General features: G+C 69.1%; 16 protein-coding genes, 1 pseudogene and 1 riboswitch. Of the genes and pseudogenes, 9 read left to right on the top strand and 8 right to left on the bottom strand.

Annotated elements, in window-relative coordinates; translation table 11 throughout:
- Positions 1 to 60: 60 nt before the first annotated feature.
- Together ACFVYK_RS26885 and thiC are read right to left on the bottom strand one after the other, a co-directional pair.
- Positions 61 to 1,533: a VWA domain-containing protein gene (locus ACFVYK_RS26885; RefSeq protein WP_389778420.1), complete on the bottom strand. Its 1,473-nt coding sequence runs from the start codon at positions 1,531 to 1,533 to the stop codon at positions 61 to 63.
- 209 nt (positions 1,534 to 1,742) lie between these two features.
- Positions 1,743 to 3,569, bottom strand: a complete 1,827-nt coding sequence (gene thiC, locus ACFVYK_RS26880) for a phosphomethylpyrimidine synthase ThiC (RefSeq protein WP_389778418.1) — start codon at positions 3,567 to 3,569, stop codon at positions 1,743 to 1,745.
- A riboswitch (TPP riboswitch) is annotated at positions 3,562 to 3,749 on the bottom strand. Its footprint overlaps the gene before it by 8 nt.
- A 413-nt stretch (positions 3,750 to 4,162) precedes the next feature.
- On the opposite strand from thiC, the gene ACFVYK_RS26875 reads away from it, so the two are divergent.
- Entirely contained in the window at positions 4,163 to 5,695 is a 1,533-nt protein-coding gene (locus tag ACFVYK_RS26875) for a YibE/F family protein (RefSeq protein WP_389778417.1), read from the top strand.
- A gap of 191 nt (positions 5,696 to 5,886) precedes the next feature.
- On the opposite strand, the gene ACFVYK_RS26870 is transcribed toward ACFVYK_RS26875, so the two are convergent.
- The 4 genes from ACFVYK_RS26870 to ACFVYK_RS26855 form a co-directional block, all read right to left on the bottom strand.
- Positions 5,887 to 6,333, bottom strand: coding sequence for an SsgA family sporulation/cell division regulator (locus ACFVYK_RS26870; protein ID WP_389778416.1), 447 nt, complete (start codon positions 6,331 to 6,333; stop codon positions 5,887 to 5,889).
- 100 nt (positions 6,334 to 6,433) lie between these two features.
- Positions 6,434 to 7,171, bottom strand: a complete 738-nt coding sequence (locus tag ACFVYK_RS26865; protein WP_389778412.1) for an IclR family transcriptional regulator — start codon at positions 7,169 to 7,171, stop codon at positions 6,434 to 6,436.
- A gap of 338 nt (positions 7,172 to 7,509) precedes the next feature.
- A complete protein-coding gene (locus ACFVYK_RS26860; protein ID WP_389778410.1) occupies positions 7,510 to 7,722 on the bottom strand; it encodes a DUF5326 family protein in 213 nt (70 codons plus the stop codon).
- Positions 7,723 to 7,904: 182 nt separating this feature from the next.
- Positions 7,905 to 8,222: a cupin domain-containing protein gene (locus ACFVYK_RS26855; protein ID WP_389778409.1), complete on the bottom strand. Its 318-nt coding sequence runs from the start codon at positions 8,220 to 8,222 to the stop codon at positions 7,905 to 7,907.
- A 58-nt stretch (positions 8,223 to 8,280) separates the two neighbouring features.
- Here ACFVYK_RS26855 and ACFVYK_RS26850 point away from each other — a divergent pair, with 58 nt between their 5' ends.
- The 6 genes and pseudogenes from ACFVYK_RS26850 (at position 8,281) to ACFVYK_RS26825 (ending at position 12,811) form a co-directional block, all read left to right on the top strand.
- Complete coding sequence (locus tag ACFVYK_RS26850) at positions 8,281 to 8,658, top strand: phage holin family protein (RefSeq protein ID WP_389778407.1); 378 nt, start codon at positions 8,281 to 8,283, stop codon at positions 8,656 to 8,658.
- Positions 8,659 to 8,665: 7 nt separating this feature from the next.
- Positions 8,666 to 9,160 carry a low molecular weight protein-tyrosine-phosphatase gene (locus ACFVYK_RS26845; RefSeq protein ID WP_389778405.1) on the top strand — a complete coding sequence of 165 codons (495 nt, stop codon included), beginning with the start codon at positions 8,666 to 8,668 and terminating at the stop codon, positions 9,158 to 9,160.
- Positions 9,157 to 10,314: a cystathionine gamma-lyase gene (locus ACFVYK_RS26840; protein ID WP_389778403.1), complete on the top strand. Its 1,158-nt coding sequence runs from the start codon at positions 9,157 to 9,159 to the stop codon at positions 10,312 to 10,314. Before ACFVYK_RS26845 ends, ACFVYK_RS26840 begins: the two co-directional genes overlap by 4 nt.
- A gap of 118 nt (positions 10,315 to 10,432) precedes the next feature.
- Positions 10,433 to 11,224: pseudogene (locus tag ACFVYK_RS26835) on the top strand (LysR family transcriptional regulator); the annotation flags it as partial.
- 87 nt (positions 11,225 to 11,311) lie between these two features.
- Positions 11,312 to 11,794, top strand: coding sequence for an NUDIX domain-containing protein (locus ACFVYK_RS26830; RefSeq protein WP_389778402.1), 483 nt, complete (start codon positions 11,312 to 11,314; stop codon positions 11,792 to 11,794).
- A 150-nt stretch (positions 11,795 to 11,944) separates the two neighbouring features.
- Positions 11,945 to 12,811, top strand: coding sequence for a GNAT family N-acetyltransferase (locus tag ACFVYK_RS26825; RefSeq protein WP_389778400.1), 867 nt, complete (start codon positions 11,945 to 11,947; stop codon positions 12,809 to 12,811).
- 73 nt (positions 12,812 to 12,884) lie between these two features.
- On the opposite strand, the gene ACFVYK_RS26820 is transcribed toward ACFVYK_RS26825, so the two are convergent.
- Both ACFVYK_RS26820 and ACFVYK_RS26815 read right to left on the bottom strand, forming a co-directional pair.
- Positions 12,885 to 13,304 carry a heme-binding protein gene (locus ACFVYK_RS26820; protein ID WP_389778399.1) on the bottom strand — a complete coding sequence of 140 codons (420 nt, stop codon included), beginning with the start codon at positions 13,302 to 13,304 and terminating at the stop codon, positions 12,885 to 12,887.
- Positions 13,305 to 13,431: 127 nt separating this feature from the next.
- Positions 13,432 to 14,649: an MFS transporter gene (locus ACFVYK_RS26815; RefSeq protein WP_389778397.1), complete on the bottom strand. Its 1,218-nt coding sequence runs from the start codon at positions 14,647 to 14,649 to the stop codon at positions 13,432 to 13,434.
- A gap of 142 nt (positions 14,650 to 14,791) precedes the next feature.
- Between ACFVYK_RS26815 and ACFVYK_RS26810 the strand changes: the two genes are divergently transcribed.
- A complete protein-coding gene (locus ACFVYK_RS26810; RefSeq protein ID WP_389778395.1) occupies positions 14,792 to 15,262 on the top strand; it encodes a MarR family winged helix-turn-helix transcriptional regulator in 471 nt (156 codons plus the stop codon).
- A 10-nt stretch (positions 15,263 to 15,272) separates the two neighbouring features.
- Positions 15,273 to 15,725, top strand: coding sequence for a GNAT family N-acetyltransferase (locus tag ACFVYK_RS26805; protein WP_389778393.1), 453 nt, complete (start codon positions 15,273 to 15,275; stop codon positions 15,723 to 15,725).
- The last annotated feature ends 65 nt before the right edge of the window (positions 15,726 to 15,790 follow it).

Below are 15,790 nucleotides of genomic sequence, written 5' to 3'. Positions count from 1 at the left end.
GCTCCGCCCGCACCGGCCCGGGGCCCCTCCCTGCGGGCTTCCGTGCGGCCCGGCGTCTCATCAGAGGATGCCGGCCCGCGTCGCCGCCTTGATCCAGTCGGGGAACTCGGACAAGAGCCGGTCATAGAGCTCCTGGTCGGGGACAGTGCTGATGTCGTCCACCGCGAAGAATCCCACGTTGTCGACGCGCCGCCCGGGCAGCGTATCGAACCGCTCCAGCACCCCGTAGTCGGATCGCCCGAGCCCCACGAACTGCCAGAAGATCGGCTCCTCGACCGCAGCCCTCAGCTCCCGCTCGATCGCCGCGTCGCGGTAGACCCCGCCGTCGGAGAAGAACAGCACCAAGGTCGGAGCGCTCGCCGGATTCTCTCGCACATAGGCTCTGACCTGGGCGATCGCCTTCTGCTCCTCGTTCTGGATGCCGACCGTGCGCATGTCGACCTGCCCGGGCTCCAGCCCCTTGCGGGGCTTCTTGGACCGACGGAAGAGACTCATCTCACCCACCCGCACATGCAGCCGCAGCCACTCGGGGAGTTCACCCAGGCGCAGGTCGGGCAGACGCGCGGCCTCACTGGCGAACGTCCAGGCCTGCATCTCACCGTCGTCGTCGAGCTGGGCCGCCACCGCAGCCATCCGCTCCACGACGTCCGCCACCACGCCCTTGGAGTACAGGAACGACATGGACCCGGAGGCGTCGAGGACCAGCAGGATGCGCGCGCTGATGCCGGTCGCCCCGCGCTTGCTGAGGCTGACGGCGACCTGCTCCTTCCGCAACGACAGCCGCTTGCGCATGTCGACGGGAAGCCGCTCCTCGCCCTTCGTCAGACGAGGCTCTGAAAACGGACCCGCCGCGGTCGACTCCGGGCGGACGACCGAAGGCGGCGCCGGACGGACGGCCGGGGGCGATTGCGGGCGGCTGGGCAGCGGCACGTCCGCACGGGCGGGTGTCGGCGACCCGGGCTGAACGGGCGACACAGGCGGAACGGTCGTCGCGTCCGGTTCCTCGTCGACCGTGATCCCGAAGTCGATGGCCAGTCCCGCCAGTCCGGAGGCGTACCCCTGTCCGACCGCGCGGAACTTCCACCGGCCTTCGCGCTGGTACAACTCACCCCCGATGAACGCCGTCTCCGTGCCGGCCTGCATGTCGAAGCGAGCCATCTCATACCCACCGCCCGTACCGAACAGCCGCAGCATCAAACCGGTCACCTGCCCGAAGGTGCCGCCGTCGGCGGACGCGCACAGCACCACCCGGGTGATCGCCCCCTCCAGCGAGCGGAGATCGACGTCGACGGCATCGGTGATGACGCCGGCGGCACGACGCTTGCCGACGTGCCGCACGGCGCCGGACGCATGCAGCGGCTGGTTGTAGAAGACGAAGTCCCCGTCGTTGCGGACCCGCCCGTCGTCGGTCAACAGCAACGCCGAGACGTCGATGTCCGGCCCGCCGACGCCCTCGGCCCAGCTGAGTTCGACCCGGACATCCGGTGAGTCGACCGGCAGATTGGCACTCTTGCTCATGGATCGCGCTGTCATGGAGGCAAGTCTGCCGAGTCGACGTCCGACTTCAATGAACGAACAAGCACGTCACCTGTACCCGTTGATCCGTCCATCGGCCCCCTCGGTAGGTGCTTCGTTCGGTTCCCCCGTCAGCTCCCCCAGCACTGCCGGTTCGGGGATGCGCCCGAACCGACAGCACCGACGGCACCGACGAGGATCGACGAGGATCGATCAGGACCGTCCGGTCAGTCGGCCAGCGGCAGGTACACCCGGTTCCCGTTCGCGGCGAACTCCTTCGATTTCGCCAGCATCCCCTCGGCGATCTCGTCGGCCGAGGCGCCCTCTGTGGCCCCGGCGCCGAACCGCTCCGTGATGCTCTGGCTGATCTTCATCGAGCAGAACTTCGGCCCGCACATCGAGCAGAAGTGCGCCGTCTTCGCGGGCTCGGCCGGCAGCGTCTCGTCGTGGAACTCCCGTGCTGTGTCCGGGTCGAGAGCAAGGTTGAACTGGTCCTCCCAGCGGAACTCGAACCGCGCGTCGGACAGCGCGTCGTCCCATTCCTGCGCACCGGGGTGGCCCTTGGCGAGGTCGGCTGCGTGGGCGGCGATCTTGTAGGTGATGACGCCGGTCTTGACGTCGTCGCGGTTGGGCAGGCCCAGGTGTTCCTTGGGCGTGACGTAGCAGAGCATGGCCGTGCCCCACCAGGCGATCATCGCGGCGCCGATGCCGGAGGTGATGTGGTCGTACGCCGGCGCGACGTCCGTGGTCAGCGGGCCGAGCGTATAGAACGGAGCTTCATCACAGATCTCCTGCTGAAGGTCGATGTTCTCCTTGATCTTGTGCATCGGGACATGGCCCGGGCCTTCGATCATCGTCTGTACGTGAAAACGCTTGGCGATCGTGTTGAGTTCCCCGAGCGTCCTCAACTCAGCGAACTGGGCCTCGTCGTTGGCGTCCGCGATCGACCCCGGACGCAGGCCGTCACCGAGCGAGTAGGTGACGTCGTAGGCGGCGAGAATCTCGCAGAGTTCCTCGAAGTTCTCGTACAGGAAGGACTCCTTGTGGTGCGCCAGGCACCAGGCCGCCATGATCGAGCCGCCGCGCGAGACGATGCCGGTCTTGCGGTTGGCCGTGAGCGGGACGTACGCAAGACGGACTCCGGCGTGGACCGTCATGTAGTCGACGCCCTGTTCGGCCTGCTCGACGACCGTGTCCTTGTAGATCTCCCAGGTCAGCTCTTCGGCGCGACCGTCGACCTTCTCCAGCGCCTGGTACAGCGGCACCGTGCCGATGGGGACGGGGGAGTTGCGCAGCACCCACTCGCGAGTGGTGTGGATGTTGCGTCCGGTGGACAGGTCCATGACCGTGTCGGCGCCCCACCGGGTCGCCCAGGTCATCTTCTCGACCTCCTCCTCGATGGAGGAGGTCACGGCCGAGTTGCCGATGTTGGCGTTGACCTTCACCAGGAACCGCTTGCCGATGATCATCGGCTCGATCTCCGGGTGATTGACGTTGGCCGGCAGCACCGCACGGCCTGTTGCGATCTCCTCGCGGACCACTTCGGGAGAGACGTTCTCCCGGATGGCCACGAACTCCATCTCGGGCGTGATCTCCCCCTGGCGCGCATAGGCGAGCTGGGTGACCGCCTTGCCGTCCCGGCTGCGGCGCGGGAGCCGCGGCCGGCCGGGAAAGACTGCGTCGAGGTTGCGCAGACCACCGCGCGGCGCGGTGTGCTTGATGCCGTCGTCCTCGGGGCGGACCGGACGGCCGGCATACTCCTCGGTGTCTCCGCGGCCGATGATCCAGCTCTCACGCAGCGGCGAGAGCCCCCTGCGGACGTCGGTCTCGACGAGAGGATCGGTGTACGGGCCGGACGTGTCGTACAGCGTGACCGACTTCCCGTTGGTGAGGTGCACCTGACGGACCGGCACCCGCAGATCGGGGCGAGTGCCCTCGACGTACCCCTTGTGCCAGCCGATGGACTTCCTGGCCTCCGCATCGGCGACGTCGACCGCGTTCTCGCTGGTCGCGTCCTGCATGGAGGCAGGCGTGCGTGCGTCCTTCTTGGTCATGAGACCTACTCCCTACGCCGGCATTACCCGGTAACAGGTTCGGCGGTCGACGCAGCGGCTACCGTCTGCCGACGTTTCCTGTGAAACCTCACTCGCCGTGAGACGTTCCACGTGAAACATCGCGAAAACGGAGGTCAGCGCCCTCTCAGCCCGGTGCTCCGAGCTCCCGCGTGTGCAAAAGTGCCTCCACGCTAGCGTCAATTCGGGCGCGGTGAACAGAGGGCCCCCTTCGTTCTTGCGATGATCGGTCGGTGACCACGACACCCCATCCCCCGCTTCCGCCCGAGCCGCGCCGTCGGTCGGGTACCGGAAACGGCCCCGCCGACGGTCCCGGTCCCGCGCAGGAGCCGGGGTATGCGGGAGGACTGGGCGGCCTGGCCCGCGGTCGAGCCCCCGGTCATCAGGGCCCGGCCTCCGGGCCCGACCGCGCCCCTGCCCCTGCTGGTCCCGGCCCTGAGCCCGAACGCGGGTACGGGTACGGATACGGCAGCGGCAGGCATGGCGATGGTGGCGGTGACAGCCACGAGAGCCGTCATGGGTACGCATACGGTCCCGGTCCCAGCACCGGCACCGGCGGCGGCACCGGTCAGGGCATGGGATCCGGGGGCGGGCACGGGGCCGGTTACGGCGGTGCACATGACCCCGGCCACGGCGAGGAGCAGCATGCCCAGGAGCGCAGCGACGGGCGCGGGCCCGGTCAGGGCGAGGGGCAAAGGCCCGCGCACGAAGAGGGCCACGGGCATGCCCACGGCCACAGCCACAGTCACGGCCCGGCCGCGCCCGTCTCCCGGCACCTGCGCAAGGTCATCGCTGCCATCCTCATCCCGTTCGGCGCCGCGGTGCTGGTCGGGCTCGTGGTGCTGTGGCCCGGCGGCGCCCCGGCGCACGAACGCACCGGGGTCGGCTTCGATCGGCAGACTCAACAGGCCACGGTCACCAAGGTCGTGAGCGTGAGCTGCGCCTCGGTGAACGCCTCGGGCGACACTCCGACCGGCGACACCTCCACAGCCGAGGGCTCCTCGGCGCAGCAGCAGGCGAGCGGCATCTGCAAGAGGGCCACGATCCGGGTGGACACCGGCCACGACAAGGGCCGTACGTTCGCCGAGATCATCCAGCCGGACCAGACCCGGCAGTTGGACCAGGGCGAGAAGGTGGTGGTCGCCTACGAGCCTTCGGCGCCGAGGGAGCTGCAGTACTCGGTCACCGACGTGAACCGCCGCATCCCGATGTCGGTGCTGGCCATCGTCTTCGCCGTGGCCGTCGTGATCGTCGGGCGGCTTCGGGGCGTGATGGCGCTGGTCGCGCTGGCCATCAGCTTCCTGGTGCTGAACTTCTTCGTGTTGCCGGCGATCCTGCAGGGCTCGAACCCGTTGGTGGTGGCCGTGGTGGGGGCGAGCGCCATCATGCTGATCGCGCTCTATCTGTGTCACGGTCTGTCGGCCCGCACCTCCGTCGCGGTACTCGGCACGCTCGTCTCCCTGCTGCTCATCGGCGTCCTCGGCTCGGTCTTCATCGACTGGGCGTCCCTGACCGGCAACACGGACGACAACACCGGCCTGATCCATGGCCTGTATCCGTCCATCGACATGAGCGGCCTGCTGCTCGCCGGCGTCATCATCGGCTCGCTCGGGGTCCTCGACGACGTGACGGTCACGCAGACGTCAGCGGTCTGGGAACTGCACGAGGCCAATCCGTCGATGGGCCGACGCGGGCTCTACCGGGCCGGCATCCGCATCGGCCGCGACCACATCGCCTCGGTGGTCAACACGCTCGTCCTCGCCTACGCCGGCGCCGCCCTGCCGCTGTTGCTGCTCTTCTCGATCGCGCAGAGCAGTGTGGGCGCCGTCGCCAACAGTGAGCTGGTGGCGGAGGAGATCGTGCGCACGCTCGTGGGGTCGATCGGCCTGGTGGCCTCGGTGCCGGTGACGACACTTCTGGCCGCTCTCGTGGTCTCCGCCGATCGTCCGGGAACCGACGCGGCGGCCGTGGCGGCTCCGAAGGCGCCTGCCGCGGGTGCGCTGGGTCCGGTGAGTTCCGCGGACCCGGTGGGTGCTGGGGCTTCGGTGGCTGCGCCGACCGGTCCGGCGCCGGCCTGGGGCGGCCGGGGCAAGCGCCGCAAACGCTGACCCGGCCGGACCACGCCCAGCCCCCGAATGGGAGCCGGGCGCTCGCCCGACGGACCGGTGGGACCGTGGGAGCGGCGAGTGGCATGCGTGGTGCCGGCGGCACCGGCAACACCGCGGAGAAGCGTTACTGCGCGCCCGCACCCGGTGACGGAGCTCTCCGTTGCCGCTCGCCGCCGCTCGCCGCCACTTAGTCAGCCCGCGCTCTGTTCCTCCGCCAGAATGCGGCCCAGCGCCTCGTCCAGATGCGCGTCGAAGTCGGCGAGCGCCCCCTCCTGCCCCAGAGGCACCAGCTTGTCGGTGCGATCGAGGAAGGCCACCAGAGGGGCCGCCGAGGAGCGGAACACAGCCTGGTCCCCACAGACCTGAAGCCGGATCAGGACCTCTCCGAGCACGTCCGGATCCACGGGCGAGACGCGGACGTCGCCCTCACCGCACGGCCTGCCCACTCCGTCGATGAGCAGTTCTCGACCGAAGGCCCAGGTCACCGGGGCGTCGCCGGGCAAATGGAAGGTGAGCCGCACCGCGTAGGGATCGCACGACTCGTAGCCCAGCTCCACCGGGATGCGGAACGAGAGATCCTCGGACACGAGGAAGCTCATCATGACCTCTGCCTGTACTGCCTGCACGGACTCGCGCATCGCCTAACCCCGTCATTTGCCGTCGATTGGCCGGGAATGAACCTTCTGACACTGCAGGCATCTTGCTGAACGTACACAACAGATCACAAGGAGTGAGTTTTCAGATACTGATAGAGATGGCGAGGGAGCCCAGCAGGCGTCCGACCTCGTTCTGCAGTTGGCGGGCCGCGGCGTGCAGCCGGTCGGCATGATGGGCGGGCAGCGAGATGGCCATCGTCGCCGCCGTGGTGCCCACGGTGATCGGAATGGCGGCGCACACGGTGCCCAGCGCGTACTCCTGTCGTTCGACGACCGGTTCCATGCGCGGCATCCGCTCCAGGCGCCGCAGCAGGGTGTGGTTGTCCCGCACGGTGTACGGGGTGATCGACCGCGCCGCGTAGCGGCTCAGGTGGTCCCGGCGGGCGTCCTCGTCCAGTTGGGAGAGCAGGCACTGGCCGATGGCGTGGGCGTGTCCCGTCTCGCGGAAGTCGGCCCATTCCTCGACCGCCGGGTTGCCCGGGGTGTCGGAGACGCACATGATCTCGATCTCGCCGTCCCGATACCGTGCGTAGTACACGGGGACACCGATCGAATCGCGCCATTGAGCGAGCGTGTCGGCGACGGTGCTGCGACGTTTCTGCGCCGCTCCGCTGCTGCCGAGTCGTTCGGCGGCGTCACCGAGGAAGAACAGACCCTTGTCCCGGCGCAGATAGCCCTCGTGCACAAGAGTGCGCAACAGGTGGTAGGCCGTGGGCAGGGCGAGACCGGTCTCACGGGCCAGTTGCTTCGCCGGGGCTCCGAACTCGTGCTCGGCGACGGTTTCCAGCAGCCGCATGGCGCGCTGCACGGATCCGATCAAGGTGGCCGCCGAGTGGGGCTGCTCGGGGTCGGCCGCGTTCGGCGGGCGCTGGAGCGGAGGTACGAGGGAACGCGGTGGGGTGGGGGGTGCATACGGTTGCGCGGTTGCGGTGTCGACCGTGGGCAAGGGGGCTCCCGAGGCGCGAGGGGGCGGTCCGTGCGGGGGGACACGGGAGGGGGCGTACGCCGCTCGCGGGGCGTCGTCCCCGCGTCGAGTTCCGGACTTTAACCGTCTGCCACCGCTTGCAGACCGGCTGTGGGAAAACTTCCCCCGGCCGAGGGAACCGGTGATTCCTGTTACCGATCACCGGTCTCCGGCACCGCTCACCCGCCCGCGCCTCACCAGTCGCTGCGCGACGACGAACTCGACATGAACTTACGTACGACATAGATCAGTCCGCCGACCAGCGCCACGAAGACCAACAGCTTGAAGAGCAGGCCGATCACGAAGCCGACGACGCTGGCTATCAGCCCGCCGAACACGACCAGGGCGATGACCGGCACCGCGACCCACTTCACCCACCACGGCAGTCCCGTGAAGATCTCTTGCATCGCTCTCGTCCTCATCCTCTTCGATCGACGTCCGGCGCTCGTGTCGCGCCGGATCCTTTCGATGTCCTGCGTCGATGCTAGGGCCGAAGAGGGCACGGACGGGGTCCTCGCATCCCTTGTCCTCCCCTGATCGAACCCTTAGGGAACCCCGAGACGGCGCGTCGGCTGGGAGACGGAGAAGCTCAGCCCTCGGGCGGCGAGAACACCACCAGGACCCGCAGATCCTCGCTGATGTGATGGAACTTGTGGGCGACGCCCGCCGGGACGTACACCACGCTCCCGCGGGCCACCTGCGTGGTCTCCAGGCCGACGGTGATCGAGGCGCGCCCGCTCACCACGAAGTACACCTCGTCCTGCTGGTGCGGGCTCTGGGGATCATGCGTGCCGGCGTCGAGCGCGTACAGCCCGACAGACATGTTGCGCTCACGCAGAAACTGCAGATAGGCACCGTCGTTGGCGGCTCGCTCCGCCTCCAGTTCATCCAACCGGAATGCCTTCATCGATCTTGTCCGCTCTCGTCCGGTGCTCGTTGGCGATCTCTCTGCCACGATCAGACACATGATGAATTTCGTAGTCAAGACGATCGCCAACGCAGGCGCCCTGGCGGTCGCCGTCTGGCTGCTCGACAAGATCACCCTGACCGGTGACAGCACGGGCAAGAAGATCGGCACCCTCCTTGTCGTCGCCTTGCTCTTCGGTCTGGTGAACTTCCTGGTCAAGCCGGTCGTCAAGGTGCTGACCTTCCCCCTGTTCATCCTCACGCTGGGGCTGATCACCCTGGTGGTCAACGCCCTGATGCTGCTGCTCACTTCATGGCTGGCCGACAAGCTCGACGTGAGCTTCCATGTGGAGGGCTTTTGGACCGCCGTCCTGGGCGGCCTGATCATCTCGGTCGTCTCGTGGGCGCTCAACGTCGTGATGCCCGACGAGGACTGAGCCGGCGATGACCTACCGCGTCTGTTTCGTCTGCACCGGCAACATCTGCCGTTCGCCGATGGCCGAGTCGGTCTTCCGCGCGCGGGTCGAGGACGCGGGTCTCGACGGGCTGGTCGAGGTCGACAGCGCCGGGACGGGCGACTGGCACGAGGGCGAGAACGCCGACCCCCGCGCCCTGTCCGTACTGGAGGAGCACGGCTACGCGCTCGACCACACGGCCCGTCGCTTCGAGCCGTCCTGGTTCGCCCGCCTCGACCTGGTGATCGCCCTGGACTCCGGTCACCTCAGGGCGCTGCGCCTTCTCGCGCCAACCGTGCAGGACGCCGCGAAGGTGCGGCTCCTTCGTTCCTACGACCCCGCCGCGGCCGACCAGGATCTCGACGTCCCCGACCCTTATTACGGGGGCCGCGACGGCTTCGAGGAGTGCCTTGAGATGGTGGAGGAGGCGAGCACCGGTCTGCTCGCCGCTGTGCGTGACGACGTGGAAGGACAGGTGGCATGAGCGGTTCCGCTACGACCGGGGGGATCTCCCCGGGTTCCGGCGACGGCACGCGCGCGGTGCGGGCCGGACTGCCCGAGCCGGTGAAGTACGAGCCCACCCTTCCCGGCCCGGTCTTCGCGGCGCACTTCCACCTGCCGGGCGAGCCGACGGGCCCGTACACCTACGGTCGTGACGAGAACCCGACCTGGACGCACCTGGAGCACGCGATCGGCGAACTGGAGGCGCCGGGGGAGGACGGCGTCGAGACGCTCGTGTTCGCCTCCGGCATGGCCGCGATCTCCTCGGTGCTCTTCTCGCAGCTGCGCGCCGGGGACGCGGTCGTACTGCCCAGCGACGGTTACCAGGCGCTGCCGCTGGCCCGCGCTCAGCTGGAGGCGTACGGCATCGAGGTGCGCACCGCGCCGACCGGCTCGGACGCCCAGATCGAGGTGCTCGACGGCGCGAAGCTGTTGTTGATCGAGTCCCCCTCGAACCCGGGGCTCGACGTGTGCGACATCCCCAGGCTCGCCGAGGCGGCACACGCGCGTGGCGCGCTGGTGGCCGTGGACAACACCCTCGCCACTCCGCTCGGGCAACGCCCGCTGGAGCTCGGCGCCGACTTCTCCGTGGCCAGCGGAACCAAGCAGCTCACCGGTCACGGAGACATCCTCCTCGGCTATGTCACCGGACGAGCCGGCGAGCCGATGACGGCCGTACGACGCTGGCGCAAGATCGTCGGGGCGATCCCCGGGCCCATGGAAGCCTGGCTCGCACACCGCTCGATCGCCACGCTCCAGATGCGCGTCGACCGGCAGGACGCCACCGCCCTGGCCGTCGCCGAGGCCCTGCGCGGCAGGCCCGAGGTGAGCGGGCTGCGGTATCCGGGGCTGCCCGACGATCCCTCCCACAAGATCGCCGCGCAGCAGATGCGCCGATACGGGTGCGTGGTCTCCTTCACGCTGGCCACACGCGCACGAGCCGAGCGATTCCTGGACGCGCTGCGCCTCGTGGACGAGGCGACGAGCTTCGGCGGGGTGCGCTCCACCGCTGAGCGGCGCGGACGCTGGGGCGGGGACGCCGTGCCGGAGGGCTTCATCCGACTGTCCGTCGGCGCCGAGGATCCCGAGGACCTGGTGGCGGACGTGCTGCGCGCGCTGCGGGAATCGGAGCGGTGATGGGTTTACGGAGGCCCTGTCCGGACCCCGCTGACCGCGGCGGACGGTCCGAGCCTCCCCCCTCGTGGCTCGGACCGTCCTCGGTTCTGCGCGCGAAGAACCGCGCGAACCAGGCTAGTTGGAGCGGCAACTGGGCCGGCCCCTGTTTCTGCGGCAGGCCCGCGGTGTGACCCCGACGAGCATCGGGGACGAGCTCGCCCACAAGGCCGCTCCCCATCTCGACGCTCTGGTGGAGATCGCCGAGACCGGCCTCGACGACGAGTCCTCCGTACGGACCTTGCACCTGGCCGGCCCTCCGGAGTTCACCGCCGAACGGGCTCTTCCCGCGCTCACCGAACTGTCCGGCGACGATGGTCAGCGCTTCGCCCTGCGCGCCTCGTTCGGTAACGCCGAGGAGGTTCTGGAGGGGCTGGCCGCAGGGCACCACGACCTGGCGATCAGCACGGCCCGGCCCCGTGGAGCGCTGCTCACGGCCGCCCCGCTGTGCGCCGAGGAGCACGAGCTGATCGCCGGCCCGCAGTGGGTCGAGCAGATCGACACCGCGAGACTGCGCCGCCAAGGCGCGCCCGCGCTGAAGAACCTCCCCGTGGTCGAGGTGCACGAGTCGCTCCCGTTGGTCTCCCGCTACTGGGCCTCCGTCTTCGATTCCCGTCCCACCGCCTCGGGCGCCGTCATCGTCCCCGATCTCCGGGCGGTCCTCGCCTGCGCGGTCGCGGGAGCCGGTCTGGCCGTGCTGCCGCGCTATCTGTGCGCGGCCCCTCTGGCGCGCGGGGACGTCGTCGCGGTGCACGAACCTGCGGTGCCGCCGCTGCGGACCTACGTCCTGGTGGTACGCACCGGGACGCTGGCGATGCCGCATGTCGCGCGGGCACACGACTGGCTGCTGGGTGCGGCAGCCGAGTGGTGCTGACCTGCTGGACAGTGAGGTCACGAGGTGAACTCGACCAGTGGCCTCTCGCGATGTTTCACGTGGAACCAGCAGGGCCACATTTCTCCCATGACCGTCCGACCCGTGGTCAAGCGCACCGCACGAGCCGTTCTGCTGGACGGCGACAACCTGATCCTGATCAAGCGCACCAAGCCCGGTGTCGATCCTTACTGGGTGACGCCCGGTGGCGGGGTCGAGCCGGACGATGCCACGGTCGTGGACGCACTACACCGGGAGGTCTATGAAGAACTCGGCGCCAAGATCAAGGACGTGGTGCCCTGCTTCGTCGACACCGTCGAACACATCGGCGCGGACGCCACCGCGACCGGTGTGAAAGTGCAGCACTTCTTCGTGTGCCGTCTGGAGTCCATGGACCCGGCGCTGCGGCACGGACCCGAGGTGGAGGAACCCGCGGGCGAGTACGAGATCGTCCGCGTGCCGTTCACCCGGGTCGGCATCGCCTCCGTCCACCTCGTGCCGCTGTCCCTGCGGCACTATCTGGACGGGAACATCGAGGGCGTCCGGGCCATGCACGCGCCCGACCTCGGCTGAGGCCGCGAGATCCAGACGGGAGATCTTTCCTGTTTCACGTGAAACGCTCCCGTCGACGCACTTCACGGAAGGCCACTGGGTGGCCAAAACAACGCACGTCCAGGCCAATCAGGTGGACGACGACCCCGCGGTTCGGACAGCCTGGCTCGCGTGCCGACTCCTTCTGACACCGCTCTGCCCATCCGCCGTCTGACCCACCGCGATCTCACCGCCTGTGCCGACTTGTCCGAGGATCGGGGGTGGCCACGTGAGGAGCACAAGTGGGGCTTCCTGCTGTCCGCCGGACAGGGTTACGGCATCGACGATCCCGCCGGAGGCCTCGTCGCCGCATGCGTCGTCACCGAGTACGGTCCGCACGGACACCCGCGCCTCGGTGCCATCGGCATGGTGCTGGTCGCCGAGCGGCACGCCCGGCAAGGTGTCGGCCGGAGGCTGATGCGGCAGGTGGTGTCGCTGATGGGGACCACGCCTCTCACCCTCCACGCCACGCCGAACGGCCGGCCGCTCTACGAGGAACTGGGCTTCAAGTCCACCGGACGGGCGGAAATGGTGTGCGGGCACTTCACTGCGACGGAAGCGGCCGCCGACGTGGCCACCCGCGCGGCCACGGCCGAGGACCTCACGTCGATCCTGCGACTCGACGAAGAGGTGTTCGGCGTTGATCGCACGCATGTGATCACCCGGCTCCCGGCCTTCTCCGACCAGCTGCGGGTCGCGGAGGACGGGGGCCACATCATCGGCTACGCGGCCGCGTGGCCCAACATGGAGACCCAGGTCGTGGGTCCGGTGATCGCCCGGGACACGGAGACCGCGAAGGCTCTCGTGGCCTCCCTCGCCTCCGGCACGGACCGACCCCTGCGCACCGACATCGACGTACGGCACGAGGAACTGCTGGCCTGGGTGAAGGCGCGCGGTCTGGAAACCGTGGCCTTCAACTCCGTGATGACCTACGGAATCCCGGAGTTGCCCGGCGACTGGCGTCGCCGTTTCGCTCCGCTGACGGTGGCGGCCGGCTGACGACCCGCGAGCACACACCGGAGCGCCGACTGCCCGTTCACGGGAGTCGGCGCTCGTCGTGAGGGGGCCGGGGTCAGGCCAGTGCCTTCACGGCGGTCGTGGCGAAGCAGTGATCCTGCTCCGGAGCGCCGCCGCCGACCCCGATCGCGCCGACGAGACGGCCGTCGCGGTGAACCGGCACCCCGCCCGCGATGAACAGCAGCGGCCGGTCGAGCGCGGTGGGCAGGGTGTGGAAGAGGCCGCCGGGCTGAACGGCGTCGACGAGGTCCGCGGTGGGCGTGTTCAGCTGGAGGGCGGTGTACGCCTTGCGCGTGCTCGTCTCCCCGGAGATCAGTACAGCTCGGTCGTCCCTGCGGAAGGCCAGCAGATGGCCGCCCGCGTCCAGGACGGTGACGCTGACCGTGGCCCCGGCGGCCTCGGCGGCAGTGCGGGCCGCCGAGACGAGGGCTTCGGCGTCGTGAATGGTCAGGGGCGCGACAGTGGTGGTGCTCATGACGGAGGTGCTCCCTCTGGATACGGGATACGGGATACGGGATGCGGGAGTGTCGGCGGGCGGCGGGGCGTGTCGAACGCCTGACAGCCCGTTCGTCGGGACGGTGCTGTCGGCCATCCGGACGGATTCAGTGCTGGGCGGCCGTCTGCCGCTCGGCGGCGGTGCCGCCCGTGACGACGTGATCAGTTGCGCCGCGGGCGTTGTCGCGGCGCTCCAGGGCGGCCGAGACGACGGCGAGCAGCAGGGCGCCCGCCGCGAGGGCGGCGCCGACCCAGTTGGGCGCGGTGTAGCCCAGGCCGGCGGCGATCACGAGCCCGCCGAGCCAGGCGGACAGCGCGTTGCCGAGGTTGAAGGCGCCGATGTTCACCGCTGACGCCAGCGTGGGGGCGCCGTGGGCCTGGTCCAGGACGCGCTTCTGCAGCGGTGGGACGGTGGCGAAGCCCAGGGCGCCGATCAGGGCGATCGTGACGGCCGCCAGAACCTTGTTGTGGGCGGTGAAGGTGAAGAGCGCCAGGACGACCGCCAGTGCCCCCAGGGAGACGTAGAGCATGGGCATGAGAGCGCGGTCGGCGTACCGGCCGCCGATCAGGTTGCCGCCGACCATGCCCAGGCCGAAGAGGACCAGCAGCCAGGTGACGGAGCCGTCGGCGAATCCGGCGACGTGCGTCATCATCGGCGCGATGTAGGTGATGGCCGCGAAGACCCCGCCGAAACCCAGGACGGTCATCGCCATGGCGAGCAGGACCTGCGTGTTCTTGAACGCGGCCAGTTCGTGCCGAAGGCGCACGCCCTGGGCCCGTGGTATCTCGGGCACCAGCCTGGCGATGCCGACCAGACCGACGACACCGAGCGCGGCGACCAGGGCGAAGGTGACCCGCCAGCCGATGCTCTGTCCGACGAGCGTGCCCAGGGGGACGCCGACCACGTTCGCGACAGTGAGCCCGGTGAACATCATCGCGATGGCCCCGGCCTTCTTGTCCGGGGCGACCAGGCCGGCCGCGACGACGGAACCGATGCCGAAGAACGCGCCGTGGGCGAGAGAGGCGACCACCCGGCCGATCAGCATCACGGCGAAGACCGGGGCGACGGCGGAGAGCAGGTTGCCCACGACGAACAGGCCCATCAAGAGCATGAGCATCCGCTTGCGGGACACCTTGGTGCCCAGGACCGTCATGAGCGGGGCGCCGAACAGGACCCCGAGCGCGTAACCGGTCACGAGGAAGCCGGCGGTGGGGATGGAGACCCCGAAGTCGTCCGCGACCTCAGGCAGCAAGCCCATGATCACGAATTCGGTGGTTCCGATTCCGAAGGCCCCGATCGCGAGGGCCAGTAGCGCGAGAGGCATAGGGGGTGACACCTTCCGATGATTGCAGGAGCGCTTTGAGTGCTTCGACAATAGTTGCAGACGCGGGCTATGGGCAAGCGCCGACAATTGCAGGAGTGCTCTATCCTGGGTGTCAGCCGTTCTGGGACGGAGGAGAAACGCCATGACTGCGACGGACCCCGCACTCACCGCCCTCGCCCAGGGCTGGTGCGCCCTCTCTCTGCTGCACGGGAGGATCGAGGCTCACATCGAACGCGCGCTGCAGGCGCGCCACGACCTCAGCGTGCGCGAGTACTCGCTGCTCGACGTACTCAGTCGGCAGCACGACGGCGAGGGCGGGCATCTGCAGATGAAGCAGGTGGCCGACGCGGTCGTCCTCAGCCAGAGCGCGACCACCCGGCTGGTGACCAGGCTCGAGGACCGCGGACTGCTGGAGCGCTACCTGTGCCCCACCGACCGCCGCGGCATCTACACCAACGTGACCGACCCCGGCCTGAAGCTGCTCGCCGAGGCCCGTCCGACCAACGACGCAGCCCTGCGCCAAGCCCTCGACGAGGCTGCCACGAATCCGGAACTCGCCCCGCTCGTACAGGTCGTCGAATCGCTCAAGGCGCCGGTGACCCTGCCTGCGTAGAGTGACGGGCATGGGAGATCTTGAGATACGGCCCGCCATCGCCGAGGACATCCCCGCGATCGTCGGCATGCTCGCGGACGACCCGCTGGGCGCTCAGCGCGAATCACCGGACGACCTCAGCCCGTACCTGGCCGCGCTGGAACGGCTCACCGCCGACCCGAACCAGCGCCTGGTCGTCGCCGTCCGGGAGGGACGCGTGGTGGGCACCCTCCAGCTGACGATCGTCCCGGGCTTGTCCCGGCGTGGTTCGACCCGCTCCATCATCGAAGGCGTCCGCGTACACGCCGATGAACGCGGCAGCGGTCTGGGCACCAGGTTCATCGAGTGGGCGATCGACGAATCCCGTCGGGAGAACTGCCAGTTGGTGCAGTTGACCTCCGACAACACCCGCGCGGACGCTCACCGCTTCTACGAACGGCTCGGGTTCGTGGCCTCCCATGTGGGTTTCAAGCTGCAGCTCTGAAGGCTCCCCTTCCGAAAAGGAAAGTACCGGCAGCGGGGAGGCCGCTGTTTCACGTGAAACAGCGG

Origin of the sequence: Streptomyces sp. NPDC058291 (assembly GCF_042880855.1) — a bacterium.
Lineage (GTDB): Bacteria > Actinomycetota > Actinomycetes > Streptomycetales > Streptomycetaceae > Streptomyces.
This window is presented reverse-complemented; position numbering and strand designations above follow the sequence as displayed.

Bases quoted from the DNA above. Each gene is read 5' to 3' on its own strand.
- ACFVYK_RS26875 (WP_389778417.1), top strand. From the start codon at position 4,163: ATGGGATCCGGGGGCGGGCACGGGGCCGGTTACGGCGGTGCACATGAC.
- ACFVYK_RS26805 (WP_389778393.1), top strand. From the start codon at position 15,273: ATGGGAGATCTTGAGATACGGCCCGCCATCGCCGAGGACATCCCCGCG.
- ACFVYK_RS26870 (WP_389778416.1), bottom strand. From the start codon at position 6,333: ATGCGCGAGTCCGTGCAGGCAGTACAGGCAGAGGTCATGATGAGCTTC.
- ACFVYK_RS26885 (WP_389778420.1), bottom strand. From the start codon at position 1,533: ATGACAGCGCGATCCATGAGCAAGAGTGCCAATCTGCCGGTCGACTCA.
- ACFVYK_RS26845 (WP_389778405.1), top strand. From the start codon at position 8,666: ATGACCTACCGCGTCTGTTTCGTCTGCACCGGCAACATCTGCCGTTCG.
- ACFVYK_RS26820 (WP_389778399.1), bottom strand. From the start codon at position 13,304: ATGAGCACCACCACTGTCGCGCCCCTGACCATTCACGACGCCGAAGCC.
- ACFVYK_RS26810 (WP_389778395.1), top strand. From the start codon at position 14,792: ATGACTGCGACGGACCCCGCACTCACCGCCCTCGCCCAGGGCTGGTGC.
- ACFVYK_RS26815 (WP_389778397.1), bottom strand. From the start codon at position 14,649: ATGCCTCTCGCGCTACTGGCCCTCGCGATCGGGGCCTTCGGAATCGGA.
- ACFVYK_RS26830 (WP_389778402.1), top strand. From the start codon at position 11,312: ATGACCGTCCGACCCGTGGTCAAGCGCACCGCACGAGCCGTTCTGCTG.
- ACFVYK_RS26855 (WP_389778409.1), bottom strand. From the start codon at position 8,222: ATGAAGGCATTCCGGTTGGATGAACTGGAGGCGGAGCGAGCCGCCAAC.
- ACFVYK_RS26840 (WP_389778403.1), top strand. From the start codon at position 9,157: ATGAGCGGTTCCGCTACGACCGGGGGGATCTCCCCGGGTTCCGGCGAC.
- ACFVYK_RS26850 (WP_389778407.1), top strand. From the start codon at position 8,281: ATGATGAATTTCGTAGTCAAGACGATCGCCAACGCAGGCGCCCTGGCG.
- ACFVYK_RS26860 (WP_389778410.1), bottom strand. From the start codon at position 7,722: ATGCAAGAGATCTTCACGGGACTGCCGTGGTGGGTGAAGTGGGTCGCG.
- thiC (WP_389778418.1), bottom strand. From the start codon at position 3,569: ATGACCAAGAAGGACGCACGCACGCCTGCCTCCATGCAGGACGCGACC.